This window comes from Streptomyces sp. NPDC054783, assembly GCF_053611725.1.
The window spans coordinates 95,917-120,347 of the sequence record NZ_JBSHAY010000020.1; the positions used below are offsets into that span (position 1 = coordinate 95,917).

General features: G+C 72.7%; 18 protein-coding genes. 2 read left to right on the forward strand and 16 right to left on the reverse strand.

Translation table 11 applies throughout. The features are described from left to right. Positions 1-135 precede the first annotated feature (135 nt). The 8 genes from tmk to bldG all read right to left on the reverse strand — a co-directional run bounded on the left by tmk (position 136) and on the right by bldG (position 13,501). On the reverse strand, positions 136-3,405 hold the full coding sequence (gene tmk, locus ACWGJ5_RS29830; protein WP_453312740.1) for a dTMP kinase: 3,270 nt from the start codon (positions 3,403-3,405) through the stop codon (positions 136-138). A 200-nt stretch (positions 3,406-3,605) separates the two neighbouring features. Beyond that, positions 3,606-6,437 (reverse strand): type I DNA topoisomerase, encoded by a 2,832-nt coding sequence (topA, locus tag ACWGJ5_RS29835; protein ID WP_453312741.1) that lies wholly within the window; start codon positions 6,435-6,437, stop codon positions 3,606-3,608. A gap of 267 nt (positions 6,438-6,704) precedes the next feature. After that, entirely contained in the window at positions 6,705-6,902 is a 198-nt protein-coding gene (locus ACWGJ5_RS29840) for a hypothetical protein (protein WP_453312742.1), read from the reverse strand. A 436-nt stretch (positions 6,903-7,338) separates the two neighbouring features. Further along, complete coding sequence (locus ACWGJ5_RS29845; protein ID WP_453312743.1) at positions 7,339-8,880, reverse strand: DUF7059 domain-containing protein; 1,542 nt, start codon at positions 8,878-8,880, stop codon at positions 7,339-7,341. 72 nt (positions 8,881-8,952) lie between these two features. Then, positions 8,953-9,582: a small secreted protein gene (locus ACWGJ5_RS29850; RefSeq protein WP_453312744.1), complete on the reverse strand. Its 630-nt coding sequence runs from the start codon at positions 9,580-9,582 to the stop codon at positions 8,953-8,955. 270 nt (positions 9,583-9,852) lie between these two features. Continuing rightward, on the reverse strand, positions 9,853-12,255 hold the full coding sequence (locus tag ACWGJ5_RS29855) for a sodium-translocating pyrophosphatase (protein ID WP_453312745.1): 2,403 nt from the start codon (positions 12,253-12,255) through the stop codon (positions 9,853-9,855). 270 nt (positions 12,256-12,525) lie between these two features. Further along, the gene (locus ACWGJ5_RS29860) at positions 12,526-12,957 is read right to left on the reverse strand and encodes an ATP-binding protein (RefSeq protein WP_453312746.1); all 432 of its coding nucleotides are present in this window, start codon (positions 12,955-12,957) and stop codon (positions 12,526-12,528) included. Positions 12,958-13,159: 202 nt separating this feature from the next. Next, the gene (gene bldG, locus ACWGJ5_RS29865; protein WP_010986038.1) at positions 13,160-13,501 is read right to left on the reverse strand and encodes an anti-sigma factor antagonist BldG; all 342 of its coding nucleotides are present in this window, start codon (positions 13,499-13,501) and stop codon (positions 13,160-13,162) included. A gap of 82 nt (positions 13,502-13,583) precedes the next feature. On the opposite strand from bldG, the gene ACWGJ5_RS29870 reads away from it, so the two are divergent. Next, complete coding sequence (locus ACWGJ5_RS29870; RefSeq protein WP_453312747.1) at positions 13,584-16,151, forward strand: DEAD/DEAH box helicase; 2,568 nt, start codon at positions 13,584-13,586, stop codon at positions 16,149-16,151. A 130-nt stretch (positions 16,152-16,281) separates the two neighbouring features. Here ACWGJ5_RS29870 and ACWGJ5_RS29875 read toward each other — a convergent pair whose 3' ends face one another. The 7 genes from ACWGJ5_RS29875 to ssd form a co-directional block, all read right to left on the reverse strand. Beyond that, positions 16,282-16,680 (reverse strand): Rv3654c family TadE-like protein, encoded by a 399-nt coding sequence (locus ACWGJ5_RS29875; RefSeq protein ID WP_453312748.1) that lies wholly within the window; start codon positions 16,678-16,680, stop codon positions 16,282-16,284. Between the two features lie 68 nt (positions 16,681-16,748). Further along, entirely contained in the window at positions 16,749-17,177 is a 429-nt protein-coding gene (locus ACWGJ5_RS29880) for a TadE family type IV pilus minor pilin (protein ID WP_453312749.1), read from the reverse strand. Further along, on the reverse strand, positions 17,164-17,364 hold the full coding sequence (locus tag ACWGJ5_RS29885) for a DUF4244 domain-containing protein (RefSeq protein WP_453312750.1): 201 nt from the start codon (positions 17,362-17,364) through the stop codon (positions 17,164-17,166). Before ACWGJ5_RS29885 ends, ACWGJ5_RS29880 begins: the two co-directional genes overlap by 14 nt. 114 nt (positions 17,365-17,478) lie before the next feature. Further along, a complete protein-coding gene (locus ACWGJ5_RS29890) occupies positions 17,479-18,258 on the reverse strand; it encodes a type II secretion system F family protein (protein ID WP_453312751.1) in 780 nt (259 codons plus the stop codon). 293 nt (positions 18,259-18,551) lie between these two features. Continuing rightward, positions 18,552-19,427 (reverse strand): type II secretion system F family protein, encoded by an 876-nt coding sequence (locus ACWGJ5_RS29895; RefSeq protein WP_453312802.1) that lies wholly within the window; start codon positions 19,425-19,427, stop codon positions 18,552-18,554. Positions 19,428-19,541: 114 nt separating this feature from the next. Next, entirely contained in the window at positions 19,542-20,732 is a 1,191-nt protein-coding gene (locus tag ACWGJ5_RS29900) for a TadA family conjugal transfer-associated ATPase (RefSeq protein ID WP_453312752.1), read from the reverse strand. After that, positions 20,729-21,835 (reverse strand): septum site-determining protein Ssd, encoded by a 1,107-nt coding sequence (ssd, locus tag ACWGJ5_RS29905; protein ID WP_453312753.1) that lies wholly within the window; start codon positions 21,833-21,835, stop codon positions 20,729-20,731. Before ssd ends, ACWGJ5_RS29900 begins: the two co-directional genes overlap by 4 nt. 593 nt (positions 21,836-22,428) lie before the next feature. Between ssd and ACWGJ5_RS29910 the strand changes: the two genes are divergently transcribed. Beyond that, complete coding sequence (locus ACWGJ5_RS29910) at positions 22,429-23,259, forward strand: HAD family hydrolase (protein WP_453312754.1); 831 nt, start codon at positions 22,429-22,431, stop codon at positions 23,257-23,259. 332 nt (positions 23,260-23,591) lie between these two features. On the opposite strand, the gene ACWGJ5_RS29915 is transcribed toward ACWGJ5_RS29910, so the two are convergent. Next, positions 23,592-24,416, reverse strand: a complete 825-nt coding sequence (locus ACWGJ5_RS29915) for an oxidoreductase (RefSeq protein WP_453312755.1) — start codon at positions 24,414-24,416, stop codon at positions 23,592-23,594. Positions 24,417-24,431 lie beyond the last annotated feature (15 nt).

The following is a 24,431-nucleotide window of genomic DNA, read 5'->3' on the forward strand; positions in this document are numbered from 1 at the left end:
GGAATCCATTGTGCGGGTGGGCACTGACAACGCGGTCCGCGTGCGCGTCGACGGACGGTGGGAACGGCGAGGGCGGCGCCGGTCGGTGCACGACCCACGCCGCCCCTCTGTTCGCCGCACCCGGCGTACCGGACGTCAGCCGCGCCGGCCCCGGCCCCTGCGGCCCTGCTCCTCGCCGTGGTCGCCGTGCTCCCGCTCGTCGTACGACCCGAGCAGTTCGTCCGCCAGCGACGGCAGGTCGTCCAGCGGGGTCTCCTCGGCCCAGTCGGGACGCGGCCGGCGGCGAGGGGCGCCGTCGGCGTCGATCTGCGGCATCTCGCGCGTACGGTCCTCGGTGCCGTCGGGGCCCGCGGCGGACCGCTCGTCCCGGAAGAAGCCGGACGGCCGCCGGTCCGCCGGTCCGTCGCCCCGTACGGGCGGCAGTACGGCCGTCTCGTCGGCCGCACCCGGAACCACCGGCGGCAGCACCGTCGTCTCGTCCGCCGCACCCGGAACCCGGGGCAGCACCGCCGTCTCGTCCGCGGCGCCCGGAGCCGCCGGAGGCTGCGGCAGCTCGGCGGTCACCTCGGAGTCCGGGTGGGAGGCGTCGGAAGCCTTGGCGTCCTGGGCGTTCCCGGCGGAGTCGCCCCGCTCCTCGCGCACCGGACGCAGCACTGCCGTCTCGTCCGTGCCCGACCCGCGCGCGCCCGGCTCGCCCTGGTGCGGCGACACCGCCGGGGTGGGAACCGTCGCCGCGTCCGGGACCGGGCCCGGCGCGGCCGGCAAGGGCGTGCTGGACCGGCGGGCCGCCGTGTCGGCCGCCGCCGCTGCCTCGGCCGCCTGCCTTCGGGCCTCCTCCGCGCGCAGCAGCGCCTCCTCGGCCTTGCGCTGCTGCTCCAGACGCCGGGCCTCCTCCTCGGCGCGCAGCCGGGCCTCCTCCTCGGCCTGCCTGCGGCGCCGCTCCTCCTCGGCCCTGCGGCGGGTCTCCTCCTCGGCGCGGGCCTTCTCCTCGGCAAGGAGGCGCTGCCGCTCCTCCTCCGCGCGCCGGGCCGCCTCCGCCGCCCGCTGCCGGGCCTCCTCGGCCTGCCGTTCGGCCTCGCGGCGCTGCGCCTCCTCCAGCTCGCGGCGCTTGCGCTCCTCCTCCTCGGCGCGCAGCCGGGCCAGCTCCTCCTGGCGCTCGCGCTCCAGGCGCTCCTCCTCGGCCTTGCGCGCGGCCTCTTCCTCGGCCTTGCGGCGGGCCTCCTCCTCGGCCTTCTTCCGCGCCTCCTCCTGGGCCTTGATCTCGGCCTCGGACAGGGGAAGCACGGTGTCGAGCCGGTGCCGGATCACCGTGGTGACGGCCTCGGGCTCCTGCCCGGCGTCCACGACCAGGTAGCGGCCGGGGTCGGCGGCGGCCAGCGTGAGGAACCCGGACCGCACGCGCGCGTGGAACTCCGCCGGCTCCGACTCCAGCCGGTCCGGCGCCTCGGTGAACCGCTCCCGGGCGGTCTCCGGAGAGACGTCCAGCAGGACCGTGAGGTGCGGGACGAGCCCGTTGGTCGCCCAGCGGTTGATGCGGGCGATCTCGGTCGGGGACAGATCGCGGCCGGCGCCCTGGTAGGCGACCGACGAGTCGATGTAGCGGTCGGAGATGACCACCGCGCCACGCTCCAGAGCGGGCCGTACGACGGTGTCCACGTGCTCGGCCCGGTCGGCGGCGTACAGCAGCGCCTCCGCGCGGTGCGACAGGCCCGCCGAGGAGACGTCCAGCAGGATCGAGCGCAGCCGCTTGCCGACGGGCGTGGCCCCCGGCTCGCGGGTGAGCACGACCTCGTGGCCCTTGCCGCGGATCCACTCGGCGAGGGCCTCGGCCTGGGTGGACTTGCCGGCGCCGTCGCCGCCCTCCAGGGCGATGAAGAAGCCGCCCGACGCCGGTGCCTCGACCGGGTCGTCGCCGCCGAGCAGCGCGTCCTTGAGGTCCTGGCGCAGTGGGATGCCGGAGCGGTCGTCGACCTTGGCGAGCACCAGGGCCGCGACCGGCAGCAGCAGCGCGCCGACCAGCATGAGCGTGAAGGAGGCGCCGCCGTGCGCGAAGACGAACTTGCCGTTCTCCAGCCGGTGCCGGCCGATGAGCCCGGCGACGACGGGCGCGATCAGGGCGCCGAGCGCTATGAAGACCCGGACGACCGCGTGCAGGTGCTCGGTGACGCGCGCCCGGCGGTAGTCCTCGGTCTCCTGGTCGAGCAGGGCGTGCCCGGTGTTCGCGGCCACGCCCGCGGTGACGCCGGCGAGCGTGACGATCAGCAGCACCGTGGTGACGTCCGGGACCAGCCCGGCGGCCAGCAGGGCGATGCCGGTGAAGGCGATCGCGAGGGCGAGCAGCCGGCGGCGCGAGAGCGAGGGCAGCAGCGCGGGCGCCGTACGGATGCCGACCGCGACACCGCCGGTCAGGCCGAGCACCAGCAGGCCGTACAGGACCGGGCCGCCGCCCAGGTCGGTGGCGTGCAGCACGCACACCGCGACGGCCGCCGCGACGGCTCCGGCCACGGCCGCGCAGGCCGGGACGAGCAGCGGGATCGCGCCCGTGCGGCCCTTGTCGACACCGGTGCCGGTGCGCGGGCGGCGCAGGCCCTCCAGCGGGGAGCGCGCTCGGGGGGTGCGGACCTCGGGCAGCTCCAGGAACGTCAGCACGGACAGGGAGGCGGCGAACAGGCCGGCCGCCACGTACGAGGCGAGGGCCGCTTGGTGCTGGTCGAACCAGGCGACGCCGGTGCCCAGCAGGTTGTTGAGCAGGCCGGCCACGACCAGCGCGGCGGCGGCCAGCGGGACGGCCAGGAAGGTGGTGCGCAGCGAGAGGCGGCGCAGGGCGTCCATGTGGTCCGGAAGCGGCCGTACGGTGGCGCCCTCCGGGGGCGGGCCCGGCAGCAGGGCCGGGGCGGCGCTCTCCCGGCACACCGTCCACAGGCGCTCGGCGACGCCGGTGACGAAGGCAGTGACCAGCAGGACGGCCAGCGCGTTGTCCGGGGTCCAGTCGATCCACAGGGGCGCGACGATCAGCAGCACGGCGCGCACGCCGTCGGCGCCGACCATGGTCCAACGGCGGTCGAGCGGGCCCTCCTGGGCGGTGAGCGTGGTCAGCGGGCCGAGGAGGACCGCGCCGAACAGCAGCGCGGCGAGGACGCGCGCCGCGAAGACCATCGCCACTGCGAACGCCACACCCCGGTACCCACCGCCGAACGCGCCCTGGCCGATCGCCGCCTGAAGGGCGAGGACGACCAGGACGAGGAGGGCGAGGGTGTCGCCGACACCGCTCACCAGCTGCGCGCTCCACAGGCGCCTCAGCTGCGGTCGGCGCAGCAGGGAACGGACGGCGCGCTCGCGGGAGTCCGCGACCAGGGCGTCGTCCGGGGCTGCAGTGGGGGCCGTAGGCTGCTCGGCTCGCGTCATGCGTTCAGCCTATCGGCAGCCACCGACAGCACACCCCGCCTCTCCTGGCATGGGCACGCCCCGACATCAAAGTGATGCCGGGGCGTTCGCATCGTGAAGCCGGGAAGGCGCCGACGGCGGGTCGGCCCGGGGGCCGGAAGCGCTGTGCCGGGCGCCGTACGCGCCCATGCGCCGTGCGCCGCCGCGACCCGCCGGAGTCGTCAGTCCTCCGCGCCGGAAGACGTGGCCTTGGAAGCGGTCGCCTTCTTGGCGGTCGTCTTCTTCGCCGTGGTCTTCTTCGCGGCCGCGGTCGTCTTCTTCGCCGCCGTCTTCTTGGCGGCGGTCTTCTTCGCCGGGGCCGCCTTCTTCGCCGGAGCCTTCTTCGCGGTCTTCTTGGCGGGCCCCTTCGCACGCTTCTCGGCGAGCAGTTCGAAGCCGCGCTCCGGGGTGATCGCCTCGACGCTGTCGCCCGAGCGCAGGGTCGCGTTGGTCTCGCCGTCGGTGACGTACGGGCCGAAGCGACCGTCCTTGACCACGACCGGCTTGCCGGAGACCGGGTCGTCGCCCAGCTCCTTCAGCGGCGGCTTGGCGGCGGCCCGACCGCGCTGCTTCGGCTGGGCGTAGATCGCCTGGGCCTCCTCCAGCGTGATCGTGAAGAGCTGGTCCTCGGACTGCAGCGAACGCGAGTCCGTGCCCTTCTTCAGATACGGCCCGTAGCGGCCGTTCTGCGCGGTGATCTCCTGGCCGTCGGCGTCGGTGCCCACGATCCGCGGCAGCGACATCAGCTTCAGGGCGTCGTCGAGCGTGACCGTGTCGAGCGACATCGACTTGAACAGCGAGGCCGTGCGCGGCTTGACCGCGTTCTTGCCGGTCTTCGGGGTGCCCTCGGGGAGGACCTCGGTGACGTACGGGCCGTAGCGGCCGGCCTTGGCGACGATCGCGTGGCCGGTGGCCGGGTCGGTGCCCAGCTCGAAGTCGCCGCTGGGCTTGGCCAGCAGTTCCTCGGCCAGCTCGACGCTCAGCTCGTCCGGCGCCAGGTCGTCCGGGATGTCGGCGCGCTGGTGCTGCTCGGTGTCCTTCTCGCCGCGCTCGATGTAAGGGCCGTAGCGGCCGACGCGGAGCACGATGTCGTTGCCCACGGGGAACGACGACACCTCGCGCGCGTCGATCGCGCCCAGGTCGGTCACCAGCTCCTTGAGGCCGCCGAGGTGGTCCCCGTCGCCGTTGCCGGCGTCGGCCGCGCCGCCCGTGGCGGTGCCCTCTCCGAAGTAGAAGCGCTTCAGCCACGGCACGGCCTGTGCCTCACCGGCCGCGATGCGGTCGAGGTCGTCCTCCATCTTGGCGGTGAAGTCGTAGTCGACGAGCCGCCCGAAGTGCTTCTCCAGGAGGTTGACGACGGCGAAGGAGAGGAAGGACGGGACGAGGGCGGTGCCCTTCTTGAAGACGTACCCGCGGTCGAGGATCGTGCCGATGATCGACGCGTACGTCGACGGGCGGCCGATCTCGCGCTCTTCCAGCTCCTTGACCAGGGAGGCCTCGGTGTAGCGGGCCGGGGGCTTGGTGGCGTGGCCGTCGACCGTGATCTCCTCGGCGGACAGCGCGTCGCCCTGGGCGACCTGCGGCAACCGGCGCTCGCGGTCGTCCAGCTCGGCGTTCGGGTCGTCGGCACCCTCGACGTAGGCCTTCAGGAAGCCGTGGAAGGTGATCGTCTTGCCGGAGGCGCTGAACTCGACGTCCCGGCCGTCGGCGGCGGTACCACCGATCTTCACGGTCACGGAGTTACCGGTCGCGTCCTTCATCTGGGAGGCGACGGTCCGCATCCAGATCAGCTCGTAGAGCCTGAACTGGTCGCCGGCCAGGCCGGTCTCGGCGGGGGTGCGGAAACGATCACCCGAGGGGCGGATCGCCTCGTGGGCCTCCTGGGCGTTCTTGACCTTGGCGGCGTAGGTGCGCGGCTGCGGGGGCAGGTAGTTGGCGCCGTACAGCTGCGTGACCTGGGCGCGGGCGGCCGCGATCGCGGTGTCGCTCAGCGTCGTGGAGTCCGTACGCATGTACGTGATGTAGCCGTTCTCGTACAGCTTCTGCGCGATCTGCATGGTCGCCTTCGCGCCGAAGCCGAGCTTGCGGCTGGCCTCCTGCTGCAGCGTCGTCGTACGGAACGGGGCGTACGGCGAGCGGCGGTACGGCTTGGACTCGACGGACCGCACCGAGAACCGCGTGCTCTCCAGGGCGGCGGCGAGGGCGCGGGCGGTCGCCTCGTCGAGGTGGAGGGTGTTCTCGCTCTTGAGCCGTCCCAGGGAGTCGAAGTCGCGGCCCTGCGCGATCCGCCGGCCGTCGACGGTCTGCAGGCGGGCGACCAGCGACGACGGGTCCGAGGAGTCTCCCGTGCGGCCGGTTGCGAAGGTGCCCGTCAGGTCCCAGTACTCGGCAGAACGGAAGGCGATGCGCTCGCGTTCCCGCTCGACGACGAGACGGGTCGCGACGGACTGGACACGGCCGGCCGACAGCCGGGGCATGACCTTCTTCCACAGCACCGGCGAGACCTCGTAGCCGTAGAGGCGGTCGAGGATGCGGCGGGTCTCCTGGGCGTCGACCAGCTTCTGGTTGAGCTGGCGCGGGTTGGCGACGGCCTCGCGGATCGCGTCCTTGGTGATCTCGTGGAAGACCATCCGCTTGACCGGGATCTTCGGCTTGAGAACCTCCTGGAGGTGCCAGGCGATGGCCTCGCCCTCCCGGTCCTCATCGGTGGCGAGGAAGAGCTCGTCGGAGTCCTTCAGCAGGTCCTTGAGCTTCTTGACCTGCGCCTTCTTGTCGGCGTTGACCACATAGATCGGCTGGAAGTCATGGTCGACATCCACACCGAGGCGACGGACCTCGCCGGTGTACTTCTCGGGCACCTCCGCGGCGCCGTTGGGGAGGTCGCGGATGTGCCCGACGCTCGCTTCGACGACATAGCCGGGGCCGAGGTAGCCCTTGATCGTCTTCGCCTTGGCAGGCGACTCGACGATGACGAGTCGGCGGCCGCCCTGTGCGGTCTCGCTGGTCGGGGACAACTTCGCTCTTCTCTCCGGTCGACGCTGGGGGCTCCCCAGGGCTTCTTCCCGGGGTCGCGGCGTACTGCTGGCACGTGTGACGCTGCGGAGTGTGACGGTACATCCCGCCCCCGTGTCAAACGGGAAAAGCCCACAACGGCCACTCGAACGGTAACCCGACTACCGCCATTCCTGCCGCCCGGACTACCGGGTACCCACTCGAGGCATGTCCGGAGCGTGATGCTCCCCTTACTCCTGCGCCACTCTTTCCCGGCGCGCCCGCCGACGTCAGAGGCGGGTCAGGCAGTAGATGCCGAGGGCCAGCGCGACCGTCCCGCCCACACTCGCGAGGGCCGCCGATGCGACCTGGTTCACACCGTGGGCGACCGGTTCGCGGCGCCTGAGGCGGGTGCCGGTCCAGGCCAGGAGGGCGCCTCCGAACAGGGCGAACACCATTCCCGCGAAGATCGCCGGCCCGCTCTCCATCCCCCACCCACCCCTTCCGTGCCGTCCGGCTCTGCCCGCGCCGGGAGACTGGCACGCGCGGGAGGCGGAGGGGGAACGGGCGGGCGACATCGGGGTGAACGGGAGACCGACGTGACATCGAACACACAGTCGAACATCGCGGGGATGGCCGTCCTACCCATATTTTTCCGGCCGTTTTCCCGGCATCGGCGCGTCACGGCTCCCGCCGCCGGGCAGCACCGGGCAGCACACCGGCCCGTGCCCTCGGCATACGACGATGATCCGGACGCGGCCACGAAGGCATCCGGGGACGGCTACGACCGCACCGGTACCGGGCGTACCTCAGGCGGCCCAAGCTGCCATGGCCCGCGGCGGGCCCGAGAGACCGCCGGACCCCTGTCGCACGCCGCACCGGCCGCCGTACCCCCGTCACTCCGCCCGGCGCGCCCGGCGCGGCTCAGTGCGCCGGCTCGAGGAAGCCCTGCTCCACCAGCAGGCGGATCTGCGCGGGCGTCCGGTCCCGGAGCACCACCGGGTCCTCGCCCATGAGCTGGGCGATGGCGTCCAGGATGCGGCCCGCGCTCAGCGTGCCGTCGCAGACGCCCGCGAACCCGGCGCCGACCGTGTCCACCTTCGTGGCCCGGCGCATCCCGCGGTGCTGGCGCAGCACCACATGCTCCGGATCCTCGGCGCCGGGCAGCCCGACCTGCTCCTGGACCACCTCGGCGGTGAGCCTGAAGTGGCTGTCGAGGAGCGCCGCGTCGTCGTGCTCCCGGAGATAGTCGAGACGCTCGAAGTGCGCCCGGATCGTGTCCCCGAGGGGCTGCTCGACCGGATGCGGCCACTCCTCCACCGTGACGACGGGCTCGGCGGAACCCGTCCGGCGCAGGGTGATCCAGCCGAAGCCGACCGCCTTGACCTTGAGCGCCTCGAACTCGTCGAGCCAGGCGTCGTACCGCGCCTGGTAGTCCGCCGGGTCCCCGCGGTGGTCACCGGCGTCCCTCAGCCACAGTTCGGCGTACTGCGTGACGTCCTGCACCTCGCGCTGCACGATCCAGGCATCGCACCCGCGCGGCACCCACGACCTGAGTCTGTCCTGCCAGTCCTCCCCCGCTACGTGCTGCCAGTTGGCGAGAAACTGCGCGAACCCGCCCTCGTTCAGCCGTTCCCCCGCCTGCTGAACGAGCGAGCGGCACAGATCGTCCCCGCCCATGCCACCGTCCCGGTACGTGAGGCGCGCTCCGGGCGAGATGACGAAGGGCGGGTTGGAGACGATCAGGTCGAAGGTCTCGTCGTCCCGGACCGGTTCGAACAGCGAACCGTCGCGCAGGTCGGCGGCGGGGGCGGCGGAGAGCGCGAGCGTGAGCGCGGTGATGTGCAGTGCGCGCGGGTTGAGGTCGGTCGCCGTCACGCGCGTGGCGTGCTGGGCGGCGTGCAGCGCCTGGATGCCGGAGCCGGTGCCGAGGTCCAGGGCGGACGCGACCGGCGTACGGACGGTGATGCCGGCGAGGGTCGTGGAGGCGCCGCCGACGCCCAGGACCACAGCTGCGTCTGCCTGACGGCACAGCTGCCCGATGCCACCGGCCCCGCCGACGGCACAGCCCAGGTCGGAGACGATGAACCAGTCCTCGCCACCGGGACCGCCGTAGGGCCGTACGTCCACGGTGGCGGCCACCTCGTCGCCGCCCACGCGCGTGAGCCACCCGGCCTCCAGCGCCTCCCGGGCCGGCAGAACGGCCGCCACGCGCGCGTGCGGCACCGGCTGCTGGAGCAGGAACAGCCGTACGAGCGTCTCCAGCGGCGTGTCGCCACGGGTCGCCCTCAGGGCGGGCACGGTCTCGCTGCGGGCCAGCGCCGCGTACGCGGGGGCACCGAGCAGGTCCAGCAGCCCGTCGGCGGTGAAGGAGGCGGCCAGCAGCGCGTCACGCAGGCGCGCGGCGATGTCGGGCCGGTCGGAAGCGGGCAGGGAAGCGAGTCCGGAGTCAGTCACGCCCCCCATTGTGGCCCGCGGCACGTTCCGTACGCGGCCTCAGCACGCCTCACCGGCACGGGCCCGGCCACGGCCCGTCGGTCAGCCCGCCGACGGCGAGGAGGAGGACGACGAAGCCGTGGCCGCGACCTTCTTGCAGCTGGCCTGCTGGGCGATGGCGTTCTTCACGTCGCCCTGCTGAAGCTTCTCCAGCGCGTCGGTGCCGCTCTTGTGCTGCTTCTCCAGGTCCGTCATCTGCACCGCGATGTCGTGCAGACCCGAGGCGAACTTCGCCTGGTCCTTGGTGTTCAGCGCGTCGACCTGCTTCTTCAGGCCGGCGTAGGAGGCGGAGAGCCCGTTGAAGCTCTTCACGACGTCCTGGAGCCGCTTGGCGCCGTCCTGGACACCGGGAGGCGCGCCCGCGTTGCTGACGGCCGTGGCTATCGCCTTGTAGCCGTCGGCCATGTCCTGGAAGGCCTGCGAGTCCGTCTTCTGGAGGGTCTCGGGCTTGGCGGTGTCGGCGGCCGTCGTGCTGATCGCCGCGTTCGCCGCCTTGATCTTCGCGTCCTGCGCGGGCACCGCGTCACACACCGACTTGGCCCAGGCAACCAGCTTGGGGTCGGGTCCCTTGTCACCGCCGCTGCTGGTGCATCCCGACAGCGCCACCACCAGTACCGCACCGCCGGACAGTGCGGCCGCGAGCTTCTTGTTCACCGGATTGGTCCCTTCCATGGCTCTCGGCCCACGGACCCTACACGGCGGACCCACACCCTCCGCACCCCGAACGCTCCCCAAGGCGCCCTTTGTGACTCTTCGCACCATGCGAGAGAAGGCTCACCACGTGGGCGAGCCCACAAGCGGGCCCTCAACGGGCCCCACGGAAACGACCCCGCACACCACCCCCCTGGACGGTCCCACAGACGGCAGCGGGCGGACGGCGCGCCAACACGCGCCGTCCGCCCGCCCGTTGAGCAGGGCTCCTCGAAGAGACAGGGCTTTCGGTTACGAAACCACCGCCGTGCTCGCCGAGTTGGAGACCCGCTCGGTGTTCTCGTCGTCGCCGACGGCGATGCCGCGCCGCTTGGAGACGTACACGGCGACGACGATCACCAAGAGCGCGAGGACCGCGATCGCGATCCGTACACCCAGGTTCTTGTCGTTGCCGTAGGAGAACTTGATGACCGCGGGCGCAATGAGCAGCGAGACCAGGTTCATGACCTTCAGCAGCGGGTTGATCGCCGGTCCCGCGGTGTCCTTGAAGGGGTCACCGACCGTGTCGCCGATCACCGTGGCCGCGTGGGCCTCGCTGCCCTTGCCGCCGTGGTGGCCGTCCTCCACCAGCTTCTTGGCGTTGTCCCAGGCGCCGCCGGAGTTGGCGAGGAACACCGCCATCAGCGTGCCCGCGCCGATCGCGCCGGCGAGGTAGGAGCCGAGCGAGCCGACGCCGAGCGTGAACCCGACGAAGATCGGCGCCATCACAGCGAGCAGACCTGGCGTGGCCAGCTCCCGCAGGGCGTCCTTGGTGCAGATGTCGACGACCTTGCCGTACTCGGGCGTCTCGGTGAAGTCCATGATCCCGGGCTTCTCGCGGAACTGCCGCCGCACCTCGAACACCACCGAACCCGCCGAACGCGACACGGCGTTGATGGCCAGTCCGGAGAAGAGGAAGACGACCGCGGCGCCCGCGATGAGGCCGACGAGGTTGTTGGGCTGCGAGATGTCCAGGGACAGACTCATCGGCGCGCCCGGCCCGGTGAGTTTCGCCCCGACGTCCTGCACGTTGGTGGTGATCGCGTCGCGGTACGACCCGAACAGCGCCGACGCGGCGAGGACGGCGGTGGCGATGGCGATGCCCTTGGTGATGGCCTTGGTGGTGTTGCCGACCGCGTCCAGGTTGGTGAGCACCTGCGCGCCCGCGCCCTCGACGTCGCCGGACATCTCGGCGATGCCCTGCGCGTTGTCGGAGACTGGCCCGAAGGTGTCCATGGCGACGATCACGCCGACCGTGGTGAGCAGGCCGGTGCCGGCCAGCGCGACCGCGAACAGCGCGAGCATGATCGACGTACCGCCGAGCAGGAACGCGCCGTACACGCCGAGCCCGATGAGCAGCGCGGTGTAGACGGCGGACTCCAGGCCGACCGAGATACCGGACAGGACGACGGTGGCCGGTCCGGTGAGGGAGGTCTTGCCGATGTCCCGGACCGGGCGGCGGTTGGTCTCGGTGAAGTAGCCGGTCAGCTGCTGGATGACGGCGGCCAGCAGGATGCCGATCGCCACCGCGACCAGGGCGAGGAGCCGCGGATCGCCGTCCTTGCCCCTGATCGCCGCGTCCGTCACGCCGTGCAGAGCGGAGTACTTCGAGGGCAGGTAGACGAAGACCGCGATCGCGACCAGCACCAGCGAGATCACCGCGGAGATGAAGAAGCCGCGGTTGATCGCCGTCATGCCGCTGCGGTCGGCCCGCCGCGGGGCGACCGCGAAGATGCCGATCATCGCGGTGACGACGCCGATCGCGGGCACGAGCAGCGGGAAGGCGAGTCCCGAGTTGCCGAAGGCGACCTTGCCGAGGATCAGGGCGGCCACCAGGGTCACGGCGTACGACTCGAAGAGGTCGGCCGCCATGCCCGCGCAGTCGCCGACGTTGTCGCCCACGTTGTCGGCGATGGTCGCGGCATTGCGCGGATCGTCCTCCGGAATGCCCTGTTCGACCTTGCCGACCAGGTCGGCGCCGACGTCGGCGGCCTTGGTGAAGATGCCGCCGCCCACACGCATGAACATGGCGATCAGGGCGGCGCCGAGGCCGAAGCCCTCCAGCACCTTCGGCGCATCGGCCGCGTACACCAGCACCACGCAGGAGGCGCCCAGCAGGCCGAGCCCCACCGTGAACATGCCGACGACGCCGCCCGTGCGAAATGCGATCTTCATCGCGGTGTGCGAGACGGTGGTGAGATCCTTTTGCGGTTCGCCAGGTCCCGGGGTGGCTTCCCGGGCCGCCGCGGCGACCCGCACATTGCTGCGCACGGCGAGCCACATGCCGATATAGCCGGTGGCCGCCGAGAACGCCGCACCGATCAGGAAGAACACCGATCGCCCGGCACGCTGATTCCAGTCGTCCGCGGGCAGCAGCAGGAGCAGGAAGAAGACCACCACGGCGAATGCGCCGAGCGTGCGCAGCTGCCGCGCGAGATACGCCTTCGCGCCTTCCTGGACCGCCTCGGCGATCCGCTTCATGCTGTCGGTGCCCTCGCCCGCGGCCAGCACTTGGCGCACCAGGATCCCCGCGACCACCAGTGCGGCCAGCGCGACCACCGCGATGACGGCCACGATGATCCGGTTGTCACCGGTCAGGACTGCGGCTGCGAGGGATGTGGGATGACCCGATTGAGGGGTAGAAAGCCCCGCCATTCGTCCTCCTTGACGCTTGGGCTGAGCTCAAGATGTGGGGATTCTAGGTACCTCAGTGTGATCTAAACAGGGCGCGGTAAACGGAATTCGCCTCCGCCGACCCATCAGTAAATGATCGAGATCCCGCCCGACCACCCGAATGGAGTAATGCCCCCAGGGCATTTTTAATGATCGTGAATTGATTCACGAATTCCGGAGGGTGCACATATGTGCTGGAAAAACACCGAGGGCCCTGCTCGGCAGGGCCCTCGTGACGTGGTGCGGCAGCGGTCAGACCAGCGCCGTGGTCGGCGGGGTGGTCGGCCAGGTCATGCGGATCAGGCCGCCGTCGTGTCCGGTGCTGACCTGGACGTCGTCGACGAGGCCGCTGATGACCGCGAGGCCCATCTCGTCCTCCTCGACCTCCGCCTCGCCATCCTGCGCGGCGCCGGGCGTGTCGCCCGGGGCGGCGTGCGGCGCCTCGTCGCCGACCTCGATGGAGAACTGTTTCTCCTCTTCGATCAGCGCCACCTTCACCGGCGCGCTGATGCCACTGCTCTGGTGCAGGCCGACGGCGCGGGAGCAGGCCTCCCCGACGGCGAGCCGCAGCTCGTCGAGGACGGCCTCGTCCACTCCGGCCCTGCGTGCCACCGCGGCCGCCACCAACCGGGCGGTCCGGACGTGCTCGGGCAGCGCGCTGAAGCGGAGTTCGACGATGGCCATGCATCCCCCTCGCGACTACGGGCGTGCGGTCGGGGGCGGGGCCGCCGAGAGCCCGCACCCCCTGATGTGCTTCTGTGCCCCGGGCCGCTCCAGGCCCCGGGACGGACCCGGTCGACGCACCGGCCGCGAACGCGGCGGACCGGACGCCACCGGCCGGCGTCCGGGCTCCGACGGGAGCCCGGCGCCGGTGACCGCTCCAGGGTCAGTCGGTGGCCGCCACCGCTTCCTCGACCGAGGTGTGGATCGGGAACACCTTGGTGAGGCCGGTGATACGGAAGATCTTGAGAATGCGCTCCTGGTTGCAGACCAGGCGCAGCGAGCCCTCATGGGCACGCACTCGCTTCAGGCCGCCGACCAGCACGCCGAGCCCGGTGGAGTCGAGGAAGTCCACGCCCTCCATGTCAACGACGAGGTGAAAATTCCCGTCGTTCACCAGCTCGACCAGCTGCTCGCGCAGCTTGGGCGCGGTGTATACATCGATTTCGCCACCGACCTCGACGACCGTACGATCGCCGACGGTACGGGTCGACAGGGACAGGTCCACGGATCCTCCAGCACCTTGCTATCGAGCGGTCGCCCTTAAGGACACCTCGGCTTGCGGCCCCAGGGACGCAACGCCAGCCGCGATGGCATTCAATCACTTACCGGCAGGCGTGCACGACGCCTTGACTCCATTGTCCGTCACGCCAGTGACACACTCGGTGCCGATGGCCAAGAATCACCGATCCGATCGATCCCCGGCGGACCCGGCGTCCCGCCCGTCTCCGGGCGCGGTCCTGGACCGGCTCGCCTCCGGGCCGAGCCGGTCTGCGCGCATCACTCATACGGAGCACTTGCCCCCGCGCGCGGGCCGCCATGCCGTCTGGCCTGACCGAATCCGGTCCGAGGTGATCGCGGCCGTCCAGGCGTGCGGCATCGAACACCCCTGGGCGCACCAGGCACTGGCCGCAGAGCACGCCCTGGACGGCGACTCGGTGGTCGTCGCCACCGGAACCGCCTCCGGAAAATCCCTCGCGTACCTCGTGCCCGTCCTGTCCACCCTCCTGGACGGCTCCGAGGCTCCGAACGGCCGAGGGGCCACCGCGCTGTACCTCGCACCCACCAAGGCGCTCGCGGCGGATCAGTGCCGGTCGGTGAAGGAACTTTCACAACCGCTCGGCACCTCGGTACGCCCGGCCGTGTACGACGGCGACACCCCGTTCGAGGAACGGGAGTGGATCCGCCAGTACGCCAACTACGTCCTCACCAACCCCGACATGCTGCACCTCGGGATACTCCCCTCCCATCCGCGCTGGTCGTCCTTCCTGAAGTCCCTCAAGTACGTCGTCATCGACGAGTGCCACACCTACCGGGGCGTCTTCGGCTCGCACGTCGCCCAGGTGCTGCGCCGCCTGCGCCGCCTGTGCGCCCGTTACGGCGCCTCGCCCGTCTTCCTGCTCGCCTCTGCCACCGCCGCCGAGCCCGCCGTAGCCGCCCGCCGGCTGACCGGCCTGCCGGTGCTCGAGGTCGCCGACGACGCCTCCCCACGCGGAGAACTGGTCTTCGCCCTGTGGGAGCCCCCGCTCACCGAGTTGCACGGCGAGAGGGGCGCCCCCGTACGGCGTACCGCCACCGCCGAGACAGCCGATCTGCTGACCGACCTCACCGTGCAGGGCGTGCGCTCGGTCGCCTTCGTACGGTCCCGGCGCGGCGCCGAGCTGATCTCGGTGATCGCCCAGGAGAAGCTGGCCGAGGTCGACCGCTCCCTGGTCCGGCGTGTCGCGGCCTACCGCGGCGGCTACCTCCCCGAGGAGCGCCGCGCCCTGGAACGCGCCCTGCACTCCGGCGAACTCCTCGGCCTGGCCGCCACGACGGCCCTGGAACTCGGCGTGGACGTCTCCGGCCTGGACGCGGTGGTCATCGCCGGGTACCCGGGCACGCGTGCCTCCCTGTGGCAGCAGGCGGGCCGCGCGGGCCGCTCCGGACAGGGCGCGCTCGCCGTGCTGGTGGCCCGCGACGACCCGCTGGACACCTTTCTGGTCCACCACCCCGAGGCCCTGTTCGCCCAGCCGGTGGAGTCCACCGTCCTCGACCCGGACAACCCCTACGTCCTCGCCCCGCACCTGTGTGCCGCCGCCGCGGAACTCCCGCTGACCGAGGAGGACCTGGACCTCTTCGGCCCCGCCTGCGCGGACGTGCTGCCGCAGCTGGAGGCCGCGAAGCTGCTGCGCCGGCGGACGAAGGCCTGGCACTGGACGCGCCGGGAGCGGGCCGCCGACCTGACCGACATCCGCGGCGCGGGCGGGCGCCCCGTGCAGGTCGTCGAGTCCGGCACCGGCCGCCTGCTCGGCACGGTCGACGCGGGCGCCGCCCACTCCACGGTCCACGAGGGCGCGGTCCACCTCCATCAGGGCCGTACCTACCTGGTACGCCAGCTGGACCTGGAGGACTCGGTCGCCCTGGTCGAGCAGGCCGACCCGCCGTACTCCACGGTCGCCCGCGACACCACGTCGATCTCCATCCTGGAGACGGACACCGAGATCCCCTGGGGCACGGGCCGCCTCTGCTACGGCTCGGTCGAGGTCACCAACCAGGTGGTCTCCTACCTCCGCAGACGCCTCATGACCGGCGAAGTTCTCGGCGAGACCAAACTCGACCTCCCTCCTCGTACGCTGCGCACGCGCGCGGTGTGGTGGACGGTCACCGAGGACCAGCTGGACGAGGCCCGGATCAACCCGGAGATCCTCGGCGGCTCCCTGCACGCTGCCGAGCACGCCTCCATCGGCCTCCTCCCCCTCTTCGCGACCTGCGACCGCTGGGACATCGGCGGCGTCTCCATCCCGCTGCACCCGGACACCCTGCTGCCGACGGTCTTCGTGTACGACGGCCACCCCGGCGGCGCGGGCTTCGCCGAGCGCGCCTTCCACACCGCCCGGACCTGGCTCACCGCCACCCGTGAGGCCATCGCCTCCTGCGAGTGCGAGGCCGGCTGCCCGTCCTGCATCCAGTCCCCCAAGTGCGGCAACGGCAACGACCCGCTGCACAAGAGGGGGGCGGTACGGCTTCTCACGGTGCTGTTGCGGGGGGCGCCGGGGGAGAAGCCGGGGGAACAGCCGGCGGAGGGGCAGGTTCCGGGCGGACAGCCGACGGTGGAGCCGGTTCCAGGAGAAGGGCCGGCGGACGAGTCGGCTCCGGGGCCGGCACCGCGGGGTTGAGCGTGTGCGGCGCTGGCCTCTCGGGCACGAGGGGCCGCCATGGGTGTGGGCTCCGGCACGGGGCTCAGGCGCGGGTAGGTCCGGCGCGGGGATCGGCCAACGAGGCTCCGCCACGGGGCTCCGGCAGGGCCTACCGCACGGGGGCGGCTTCCGACGCCGGTCCTCCCGGTACGGGGGCTTCCGACGCCGGTCCTCCGGGCATGGGGGTCTCTCGCACCGGTCCTGGCACGGATCCACTCGGCACCGGTCCCGCCGGCCCCGCCCTGGCCCTGGCCTCCGCCGTGAACGGCCCTCTTCCCGAGGCCGCCGTCACGTCCGAGGTCTCGCCGACGATCGTGCAGCGCACCAGCCGTACCCCCTGAGCCGCCGCCATCCGCTCGGCCCGCGTGCAGGCCGCCACGCCGCCCTCCTCCCAGTGGGCCGCCGCCGCGAGCGCTGCCAGATCGGCGCCGCCGGCCGCCCGGTGTCGGACGACGACGGCCTGTCCCAGCGCGAGCACCGCGCCGAACACCGCACACAGCACGGCCATCGCCCCCAGGCTCCACACCGTGGCGGACCCCCGGTCCAAGTGGTGCCGATCCCTCGCCCCACCTCGCCTCACTGATCCGCCTCCCCGGTCGCCGCGGTCTTCCCAGCCGGCGCGACCTCCCCGGTCGACGTCGTCGCACCGGTCGCCGCGGTCTCCTCTGCCGGTGCGACGGCCTGCTCCCGTAGCTCGAACGGCAGTCCGCTCAGCACCGGCGGTCTCGCCACCACCGTCACCCGCACCTGGTCGCCCTCGCGCCCGACCGTCACCCGGGCGCCGCGCGGTGCGGCCTCCCGGGTCACCGTCACCACGGCGTCGGCCGGGTCCTGACGGGCGGCGGCCCGGGCGCCGATGCGGGCGGCGTCCACGCACTGGATCTGTGCGGCCACCACGAGCAGCCCCCAGATCAGCGCCATCGTGAACGCCACCAGCACGCACAACACCACGGCCGCCTCCGCGGTCACGAACCCCCGGTCCGCCCCTCGCTCACATCCGCGCATTGAGGGCCTTCTTCACGATGTCCTGCAACTCCGCGCGGACCTGCCCGCTGGTGACGACTTCGTAGAGCAGCAACGCGAAACCGACGGCCGCGATGATCCCCATCGCATACTCGGAGGTCACCATTCCGGCGTCCCCGCGCCCCTTCCGGCGCAGCCGTACCGCCGCTTCCTTGATCTTCCTGTGCATTCCAACCCCCGTGGGATTCAGGTCTTTCGTGGTTCTCCGCGTTCTCCGCGTAGTCCGCGTTCTCCGCGATTGCTCGGCCCGTCGGCCGCGTGGGCTCGTTCGCTCTCGTAGGCCTCACCTGCCTCCCATCACGCCGCCCGCGAGTCCGATCACCACGGGCAGCACGCCGACCGCGATGAAGGCGGGCAGGAAGCACAGACCCACCGGCGCGGAGATCAGTACGGCCGCGCGCCGGGCCCGGGCCGTGGCGGTGCGGGCCCACTGCGCGCGTGCGTCGGAGGCGAGGCGGGCGGCCGGGCCGGCCGCCGGGAGCCCGGACTCGTCTGCCCGCTCCAGCAGCCGCGCCAGCGCTCCGGCGCCGGGCAGCTCGGCCAACCGCCGCCAGGCCTGGGCCGGTTCACCGCCGAGCCGCACCTCGGCCGCACCCCGCGCCAGCGCCTCCCCGACCGGCCCGTCGAGCGCCTCCCCCACCGCCTGTGCGGCGATCACCGGTCCGGCGCCGGCCGCGATGCAGGCGGCCAGCAGATCGGCGGCCAGCGGGAGTTGGCGTGCGGCGGCGGCCGTGTCGACCGGCTCCGCCCGGCCGGGGGCCGACTCCCGGCTCCGCCACCACCGCAGCACGACCCCGGCACCCAGCCCCAGTACGGCACCGGTCACACCACCGACCAGGACCCAGGCACCGCACACCGCCCCGGCCAACGGCAGCCACCGCCGCACCGCGTCCGCCGACGCGAACCGCCGCCTGGGCACGGGCACTTCCAGACCGAGCAGCTCGGCCACCCGCCGCCTCGCCCGACGCCGCCTCCGGAGCAGATCCAACCGCCGACCCACCCAGCCGAGGGCCAGCACAACACCCCCGGCCGTCCCCAACCTGTGGACAACTTCCCCGCTCATACCGTCCGCTCTCCCCACACGCCCCAGCCGACCGGCCCCGTCACGCACACACCACTCCGCTCCCCAGCTGATCGCTCCCAGCTCCGCACGCCCTTGCCCGCAGGTCCCTCCGGCCTCCAGGTCCCGCATTTCCCGCCTCCCACCACCGCCCCGCACCTACCGGCCCGCCATCAGCTCCCGAACGTCCCGGCCCACGCACCGCAGCTCGCTCTCACCCCGAATGCTCTGGACCCCGAATGCTCTGGCCGGCGCATCCCTCGCGCGCCCGCCCCCGAACACCGCCCCGCTCACCCTCACCCCGCCTCCGCCCTCGCCCTCGCTCCCGCCCTCTCTCCCGCACCCCGCACGATCCGCACGGCCCACCACATCCCGGCCGCCTCGAAGGCGGACCCGATCGCCAGGCAGCCGAGGCCGACGCCCGTGTGGAGCAGGATGTGGAGCGGCGCCGCGCCCATGGCGGACCCGAGGACCAGGCCGAGGACGGGGAGCACGGCGAGCAGCACCGTGGTCGCCCGGGCACCCGCCAACTGGGCGCGCAGGTCGGCGCGCTGGTCGCGCTCGGCGCGGAGGGCCGCCTCCAGCCGGTCCAGGCCCGCCGCGAGCCCAGCACCCTGGTCCACGGCCACCCGCCAGCACGCGGCGAGCCCGAGCAGGCCCTCGGCGCCCGGCTGCCGGGCCGCCGCGGTGAGCGCGCCCGGCACGTCCCCGCCGAACCGCGCCGCCGCGACCACGGCCGCCTGCGCCTCGCCGAGCCCGCCGGAGTCCCGCGCCGCGCGCAGCAGCGCCTCTCCCGGCTGTCGTCCGGCGCGCACCTCCCCGGCGAGCGCCCCGCACAGGGCGATCACCGCGTCCGCCCGCCGCTCCCGGACCCGCCGGGCCTGCCGGGCCAGCCGCACCCGGCGCAGCACCGGCACCCCGGCCGCCCCCGCGACGACCGGAATCACCGAGGCTCCCAGCAGTCCGAGCAGCAGGCCGGCCGCGAGCGCCCACCACTCGGCCCCCAACCGACCACGCAGCCTTCGTAGTTCTTCGAGGGCCTGGTCCCAGGAGGGTGGGCCGTTCGTCACCACTCCGCCGCCCGCGAGCAGCAGCCGCGCCCGCCGCACTCCGTAGTGCCGTCCGCTCAGCAGCCAGACCAGCGCGCCGAGACAGATCAGCGCCGCGCCCATGGACGTCTCACCGATCCCGCCGATCACTTCCGTCACCTCTCTCACTCGCCCTCTCGGTTGCTCTCTCGGTTGGTCTCTTGGTTGCTCTCGCAGCCGGTCTCTCGCGGGCCTTTCTCACTCCGCCTCGAACTCGTCCGCCACACCGAGCAGTTGGCGCAGCCGCTCCCAGCCCCGCTCCCGTACGAACGCCCGCTCGCCCCAGCGCAGGGCCGGCACCGTGCGGACCAGCCCCGTGGCGTCCCGCTCCAGCACGTGCACCTCGGCGATCCGGCGCCGCCCGGACCGGGCCCGTACGAGATGGACGACCACGGAGAGCGCGGCCGAGAGCTGGCTGTGCAGTGCGGCCCGGTCGAGTCCGGCAGCCGTGGCCAGCGCCTCCAGGCGGGCCGGGACCTCTCCGGCGGCGTTGGCGTGGACGGTGCAACAGCCGCCTTCGTGGCCCGTGTTGAGGGCCGCCAGCAGATGCACGACCTCGGCGCCGCGGACCTCCCCGACGACCAGCCGGTCGGGCCGCATCCGCAGCGCCTGCCGGACGAGGTCCTCCAGGGTGACCAGGCCCGCGCCTTCCTGGTTGGCGGGCCGGGTCTCCAGCCGGACGACATGCGGGTGGTCCGGGCGCAGTTCGGCCGAGTCCTCGGCGAGCACGATCCGCTCGCCCGCCCCCACCAGCCCCAGCAGGGCGCTGAGCAGGGTCGTCTTGCCGCTTCCGGTGCCGCCGCTGACGAGGAAGGACAGCCGGGCCGTGAGCAGCGCCCGCAGGATGCGGTCGCCGCCGGGCGGCACCGTGCCGGCCTCGACCAGTTCCTCCAGCGTGAACGCCCGGGGCCGTACGACCCGCAGGGCCAGGCAGGTGCAGCCGACGGCGACCGGGGGCAGCACCGCGTGCAGCCGGGTGCCGTCGGGCAGCCGGGCGTCCGCCCACGGCCGGGCGTCGTCCAGCCGGCGTCCGGCCACCGCAGCCAGCCGCTGCGCGAGGCGTCGTACGGCCGCCGCGTCGGGGAAGGTCACCGGGGTCAGCTCCAGCCCGCCGCCTCGGTCCACCCAGACCCGGTCGGGGGCGGACACCAGGACGTCGGTGACGTCCGGGTCGGCGAGCAACGGCTCCAGTGGGCCGACGCCGACGAGTTCGGACCTCAGCTGCCGGGCCGCGCCGAGGACTTCGGCGTCACCGAGCACCCGGCCCTGTTCGCGCAGGGCCTGGGCCACGCGCGCGGGGGTGGGTTCGGCGCCGCTCTCGGCCAGCCGGCGCCGGACGCCGTCGAGCAGGGCCGCGCCGTCCGCGATGTCGAGTCCGGTGAGGGTCATCGTGCGCCTCCGGCCTCGACCAGCGCGCGCTCCCAGAAGTTCGTACAGAAGCGGGCGAGCGGGCCGCGTCCGGTCGCGCCCGGGGCCTTCGCGCCGCCCCGCGGTCGCAGCAGCGGCGGGTCGACCGGTACCTCGCCGGCCAGCGGCAGGCGGAGCAACCGGGCCACCTCCTGGTCGTCCAGGCCCGGTGCGTACGGCCCGCGTACCGCCACGCGCAGGTCGCGCACGACCATGCCGACGGCGGAGGCGACCCGCCCGGCGGCCGCGACCGCGCGCAGTTCGGCGGGGACGACGAGCAGTGCCAGGTCGAGCTGGGCGAGGACTTCGGCGACCCCGTCGTCGAGGCGGCGGGGCAGGTCCACCACGACCGTGCCGCCGCGCCGGCGGGCCGCGGCGAGCACCGCGCGCACCGCCTGCGGCGGGACGGCGACGCAGTCCCCGCGGTCCCAGCTCAGCACCCGAAGGGAGTGCAGCTCGGGCAGCGACTCCTCCAGGGCGCCGCCTCCGACCCGGCCGCGGGAGGCGGCGAAGGCGGGCCAGCGCAGTCCGTCGACGCTCTCGCCGCCGAGGAGTACGTCGAGTCCGCCGCCGAGCGGATCGGCGTCCACGAGGAGGGTGCGCAGTCCCTCGCGCGCGGAGGTGACGGCGAGCGCGCACGCGAGCGTGGAGGCGCCGGCCCCGCCCCGGCCGCCGATCACCCCGACGGTGAGGGCCGGGCGGCCGACTCCTTCGGCGACGTCGGCGATGCGGTCGACCAGCCACTGCTCACCGTCGGGAAGCATCAGGACGTGGTCGGCGCCGATCTCGACGGCGCGTTTCCACACCCCCGGGTCGTCCTGGTCACGGCCGACCAGCACCACTCCGCGCCGGCGCGTGGCCCCGCTGATCCGGCGGGCTGCGTCGTCGCCGACTAGCACCAGCGGGGCCGCCTCCCAGCCGTCGCCGTGTTCGGGAACGCCGTGGTGGACCTCGGGTGTGGCGCCGGCGGCCGCGCACAGGCGCAGCAGGTCGTCCAGGAGTTCCGCGTCCTCGGTGACGATGAGCGGCCTGGCGGGCCGGTCCGGGGAGCCGGGCGGCGGGTCGTGGGTGACGGCTGCGGTCACGGGTGTTCCCCCTTCGCTGCGTGGGCCGCGCAGCCCCTGCGGCCACGCGATTCCCAAAGGTGTGAAGAACCGGCAAGCGGCCCCCCATATGAACGGCCGACAGAAACCGGCCATAGGCGCTCCGGCAATCGGAACCGGCCATGAACTCGCCGTGGCCGAGCGCGCTGGAATCACGGTGCAGCGATCCGCGAAATCATGTGGATCTTGGTCGAAAACTGTGGACAACTCGGGGGCTGTGAATATCCCCGTCACCCATACCGGTGACCTCTGTACCGATCCCTGTGCGACTTCCACAGAGCAGCATGATGATTACCGTGAGTAACGGATCATGGGTGTGCTGAAGCGGCGGTCGCGGCAGCGCCGTACCGATCCACGGTCGCGTGAGAAAAGGGGAGGAAGGCGAAAAAACCCGTCCGGACATGCGACGACCCCCGCCGGGGGGGAGAGCGGGGGTCGTCCCCACGGCCGACTCGGGGGGGGAGGAGTCGGACCGGGTTAGCACGGTCGCGAACGATCCGTGACTTCCATGGTGTACCCGAGAGCCCTCTCAGGCAAACCCACACGCCCCACCTTACGCCGAATGGTGGGCGCCTATGCTCAGGGGCGTGGAAAACCACTCCTTGCCTCGCGCAGCAGCCTTCTTTGACCTGGACAAGACGGTCATTGCGAAGTCGAGCACGCTCACCTTCAGCAAGTCCTTCTACCAAGGCGGGCTGATCAACCGCAGGGCCGCGCTGCGCACTGCATATGCCCAGTTCGTCTTCCTGGCCGGCGGCCTGGATCACGACCAGATGGAGCGCATGCGCGAGTACCTGTCCACCCTGTGCCGCGGCTGGAACGTGCAGCAGGTGCGGGAGATCGTCGCCGAGACCCTGCACGACCTGATCGACCCGATCATCTACGACGAGGCCGCCTCCCTCATCGAGGAGCACCACTCGGCCGGCCGGGACGTGGTGATCGTGTCGACCTCGGGCGCCGAGGTGGTCGAGCCCGTCGGCGAACTGCTCGGCGCGGACCGGGTGGTGGCCACGCGCATGGTCGTCGGCGATGACGGCTGCTTCACCGGGGAGGTGGAGTACTACGCCTACGGCCCGACCAAGGCCGAGGCGGTCCGGGAGCTGGCCGTGTCCGAGGGCTACGACCTCGACCGCTGCTACGCCTACAGCGACTCGGCGACCGATCTGCCCATGCTCCAGGAGGTCGGGCACCCGCACGCGGTGAACCCGGACCGTGCCCTGCGCCGCGAGGCACTCGCGCGCGGGTGGCCGGTTCTGGAGTTCCGCCGGCCGGTCCCGTTGAAGAAGCGGCTGCCCTCGTTCTCCGTCCCGCCCCGCCCGGCACTGGTCGCGGCGGCGGCCATAGGAGCGGCGGCCGCGACCGCCGGCCTCGTCTGGTACGCCAGCCGGCGCCGGAGCACTACCTGACCGGCGCCCGTTCCGCCCTTTTTCGTACCGAAAGTAAAGAAGTGCGGGCTGGGGTTCCGCTTCCTTGGGGCTCGCGGTACAAAGAACGTAGGCCCGCGAGACCAAAGGACATCCGAGAGGATCACCTACAACTACGCACTTGGCCCACGGACCCCGTATGAACACCGGGCACCCACGCGACGTCGACCCGTCGATTACGGGCCAGCAGCACCAGGTGACGGGCAAAGTCCCCGACCTGATGGGCACATATCGAGGACGCTTGGTAACCCGGCGGGCATGCCAGCGGCGGTACGAGGACTCGTACCGCCGCAACCCGTTTCAGGGACTCCTTCTCAGGCCGCGCCGCGCTGCAGCGCCTCGCACACCGCCGTCGACTCGCGCGCACCCAGTTCGACCGCCCGGCCGCAGTGCGCGATCCAGGCCGCCATGCCCTCGGGGGTGCCGGAGACGTATCCCTCCAGGGCCGCCAGATAGGAGGCGCGGCCCAGTTCGGCGTGGCCGACCTCGGCCGGGCAGATCGCCTTCGGGTCCAGGCCGCTGCCGATCAGCACGATCCGCTCGGCCGCGCGCGCGATCAGGCCGTTGTGGGACACGAAGGGCCGTAGCGCAAGCAGCTCGCCGTGCACCACGGCGGCCGTGACCAGCGCGGGTGCGGACGACCCGGCGATGATCAGGTCCGCGAGCCCCTCCAGTCGGCCGGAGACCTCCTGGGCGTCCGGCAGCGGCAGCTCGATCAGCGGTTCGTCCACCGTCTCGCCGGCCTGGCGCGGCCTGCCGACCTCCTCGTCCTTGCTGGCCGCGGCCACCAGGTGCAGCCGGGCCAGCACCCTCAGGGGCGACTGCCGCCAGATGGACAGCAGCTGCCCCGCCTCCGCCGACAGCCTGAGGGCCGCGCCCATGGCCCGCGCCCCGGCGTCACCGCCGAAGTCGGTACGGCGCCGCACCTCCTCCAGGGCCCAGTCGGCCCCGGACAGCGCCGCCGAGCCGCGGGCAGCGCGCAGGGCCGCCTCGGAGGTGATCTCGGCGCTGCGGCGCCGCATGATCCGGTGCCCGTAGACCCGGTCCACGGCCTTGCGCACGGATTCCACGGAGTCGGCCACGCCGGGCAGCGAGCCCAGGGCCGCGAGCGGGTCGGCGTTCGCGCCTGTCGTACTCATGAGTACGACACTACG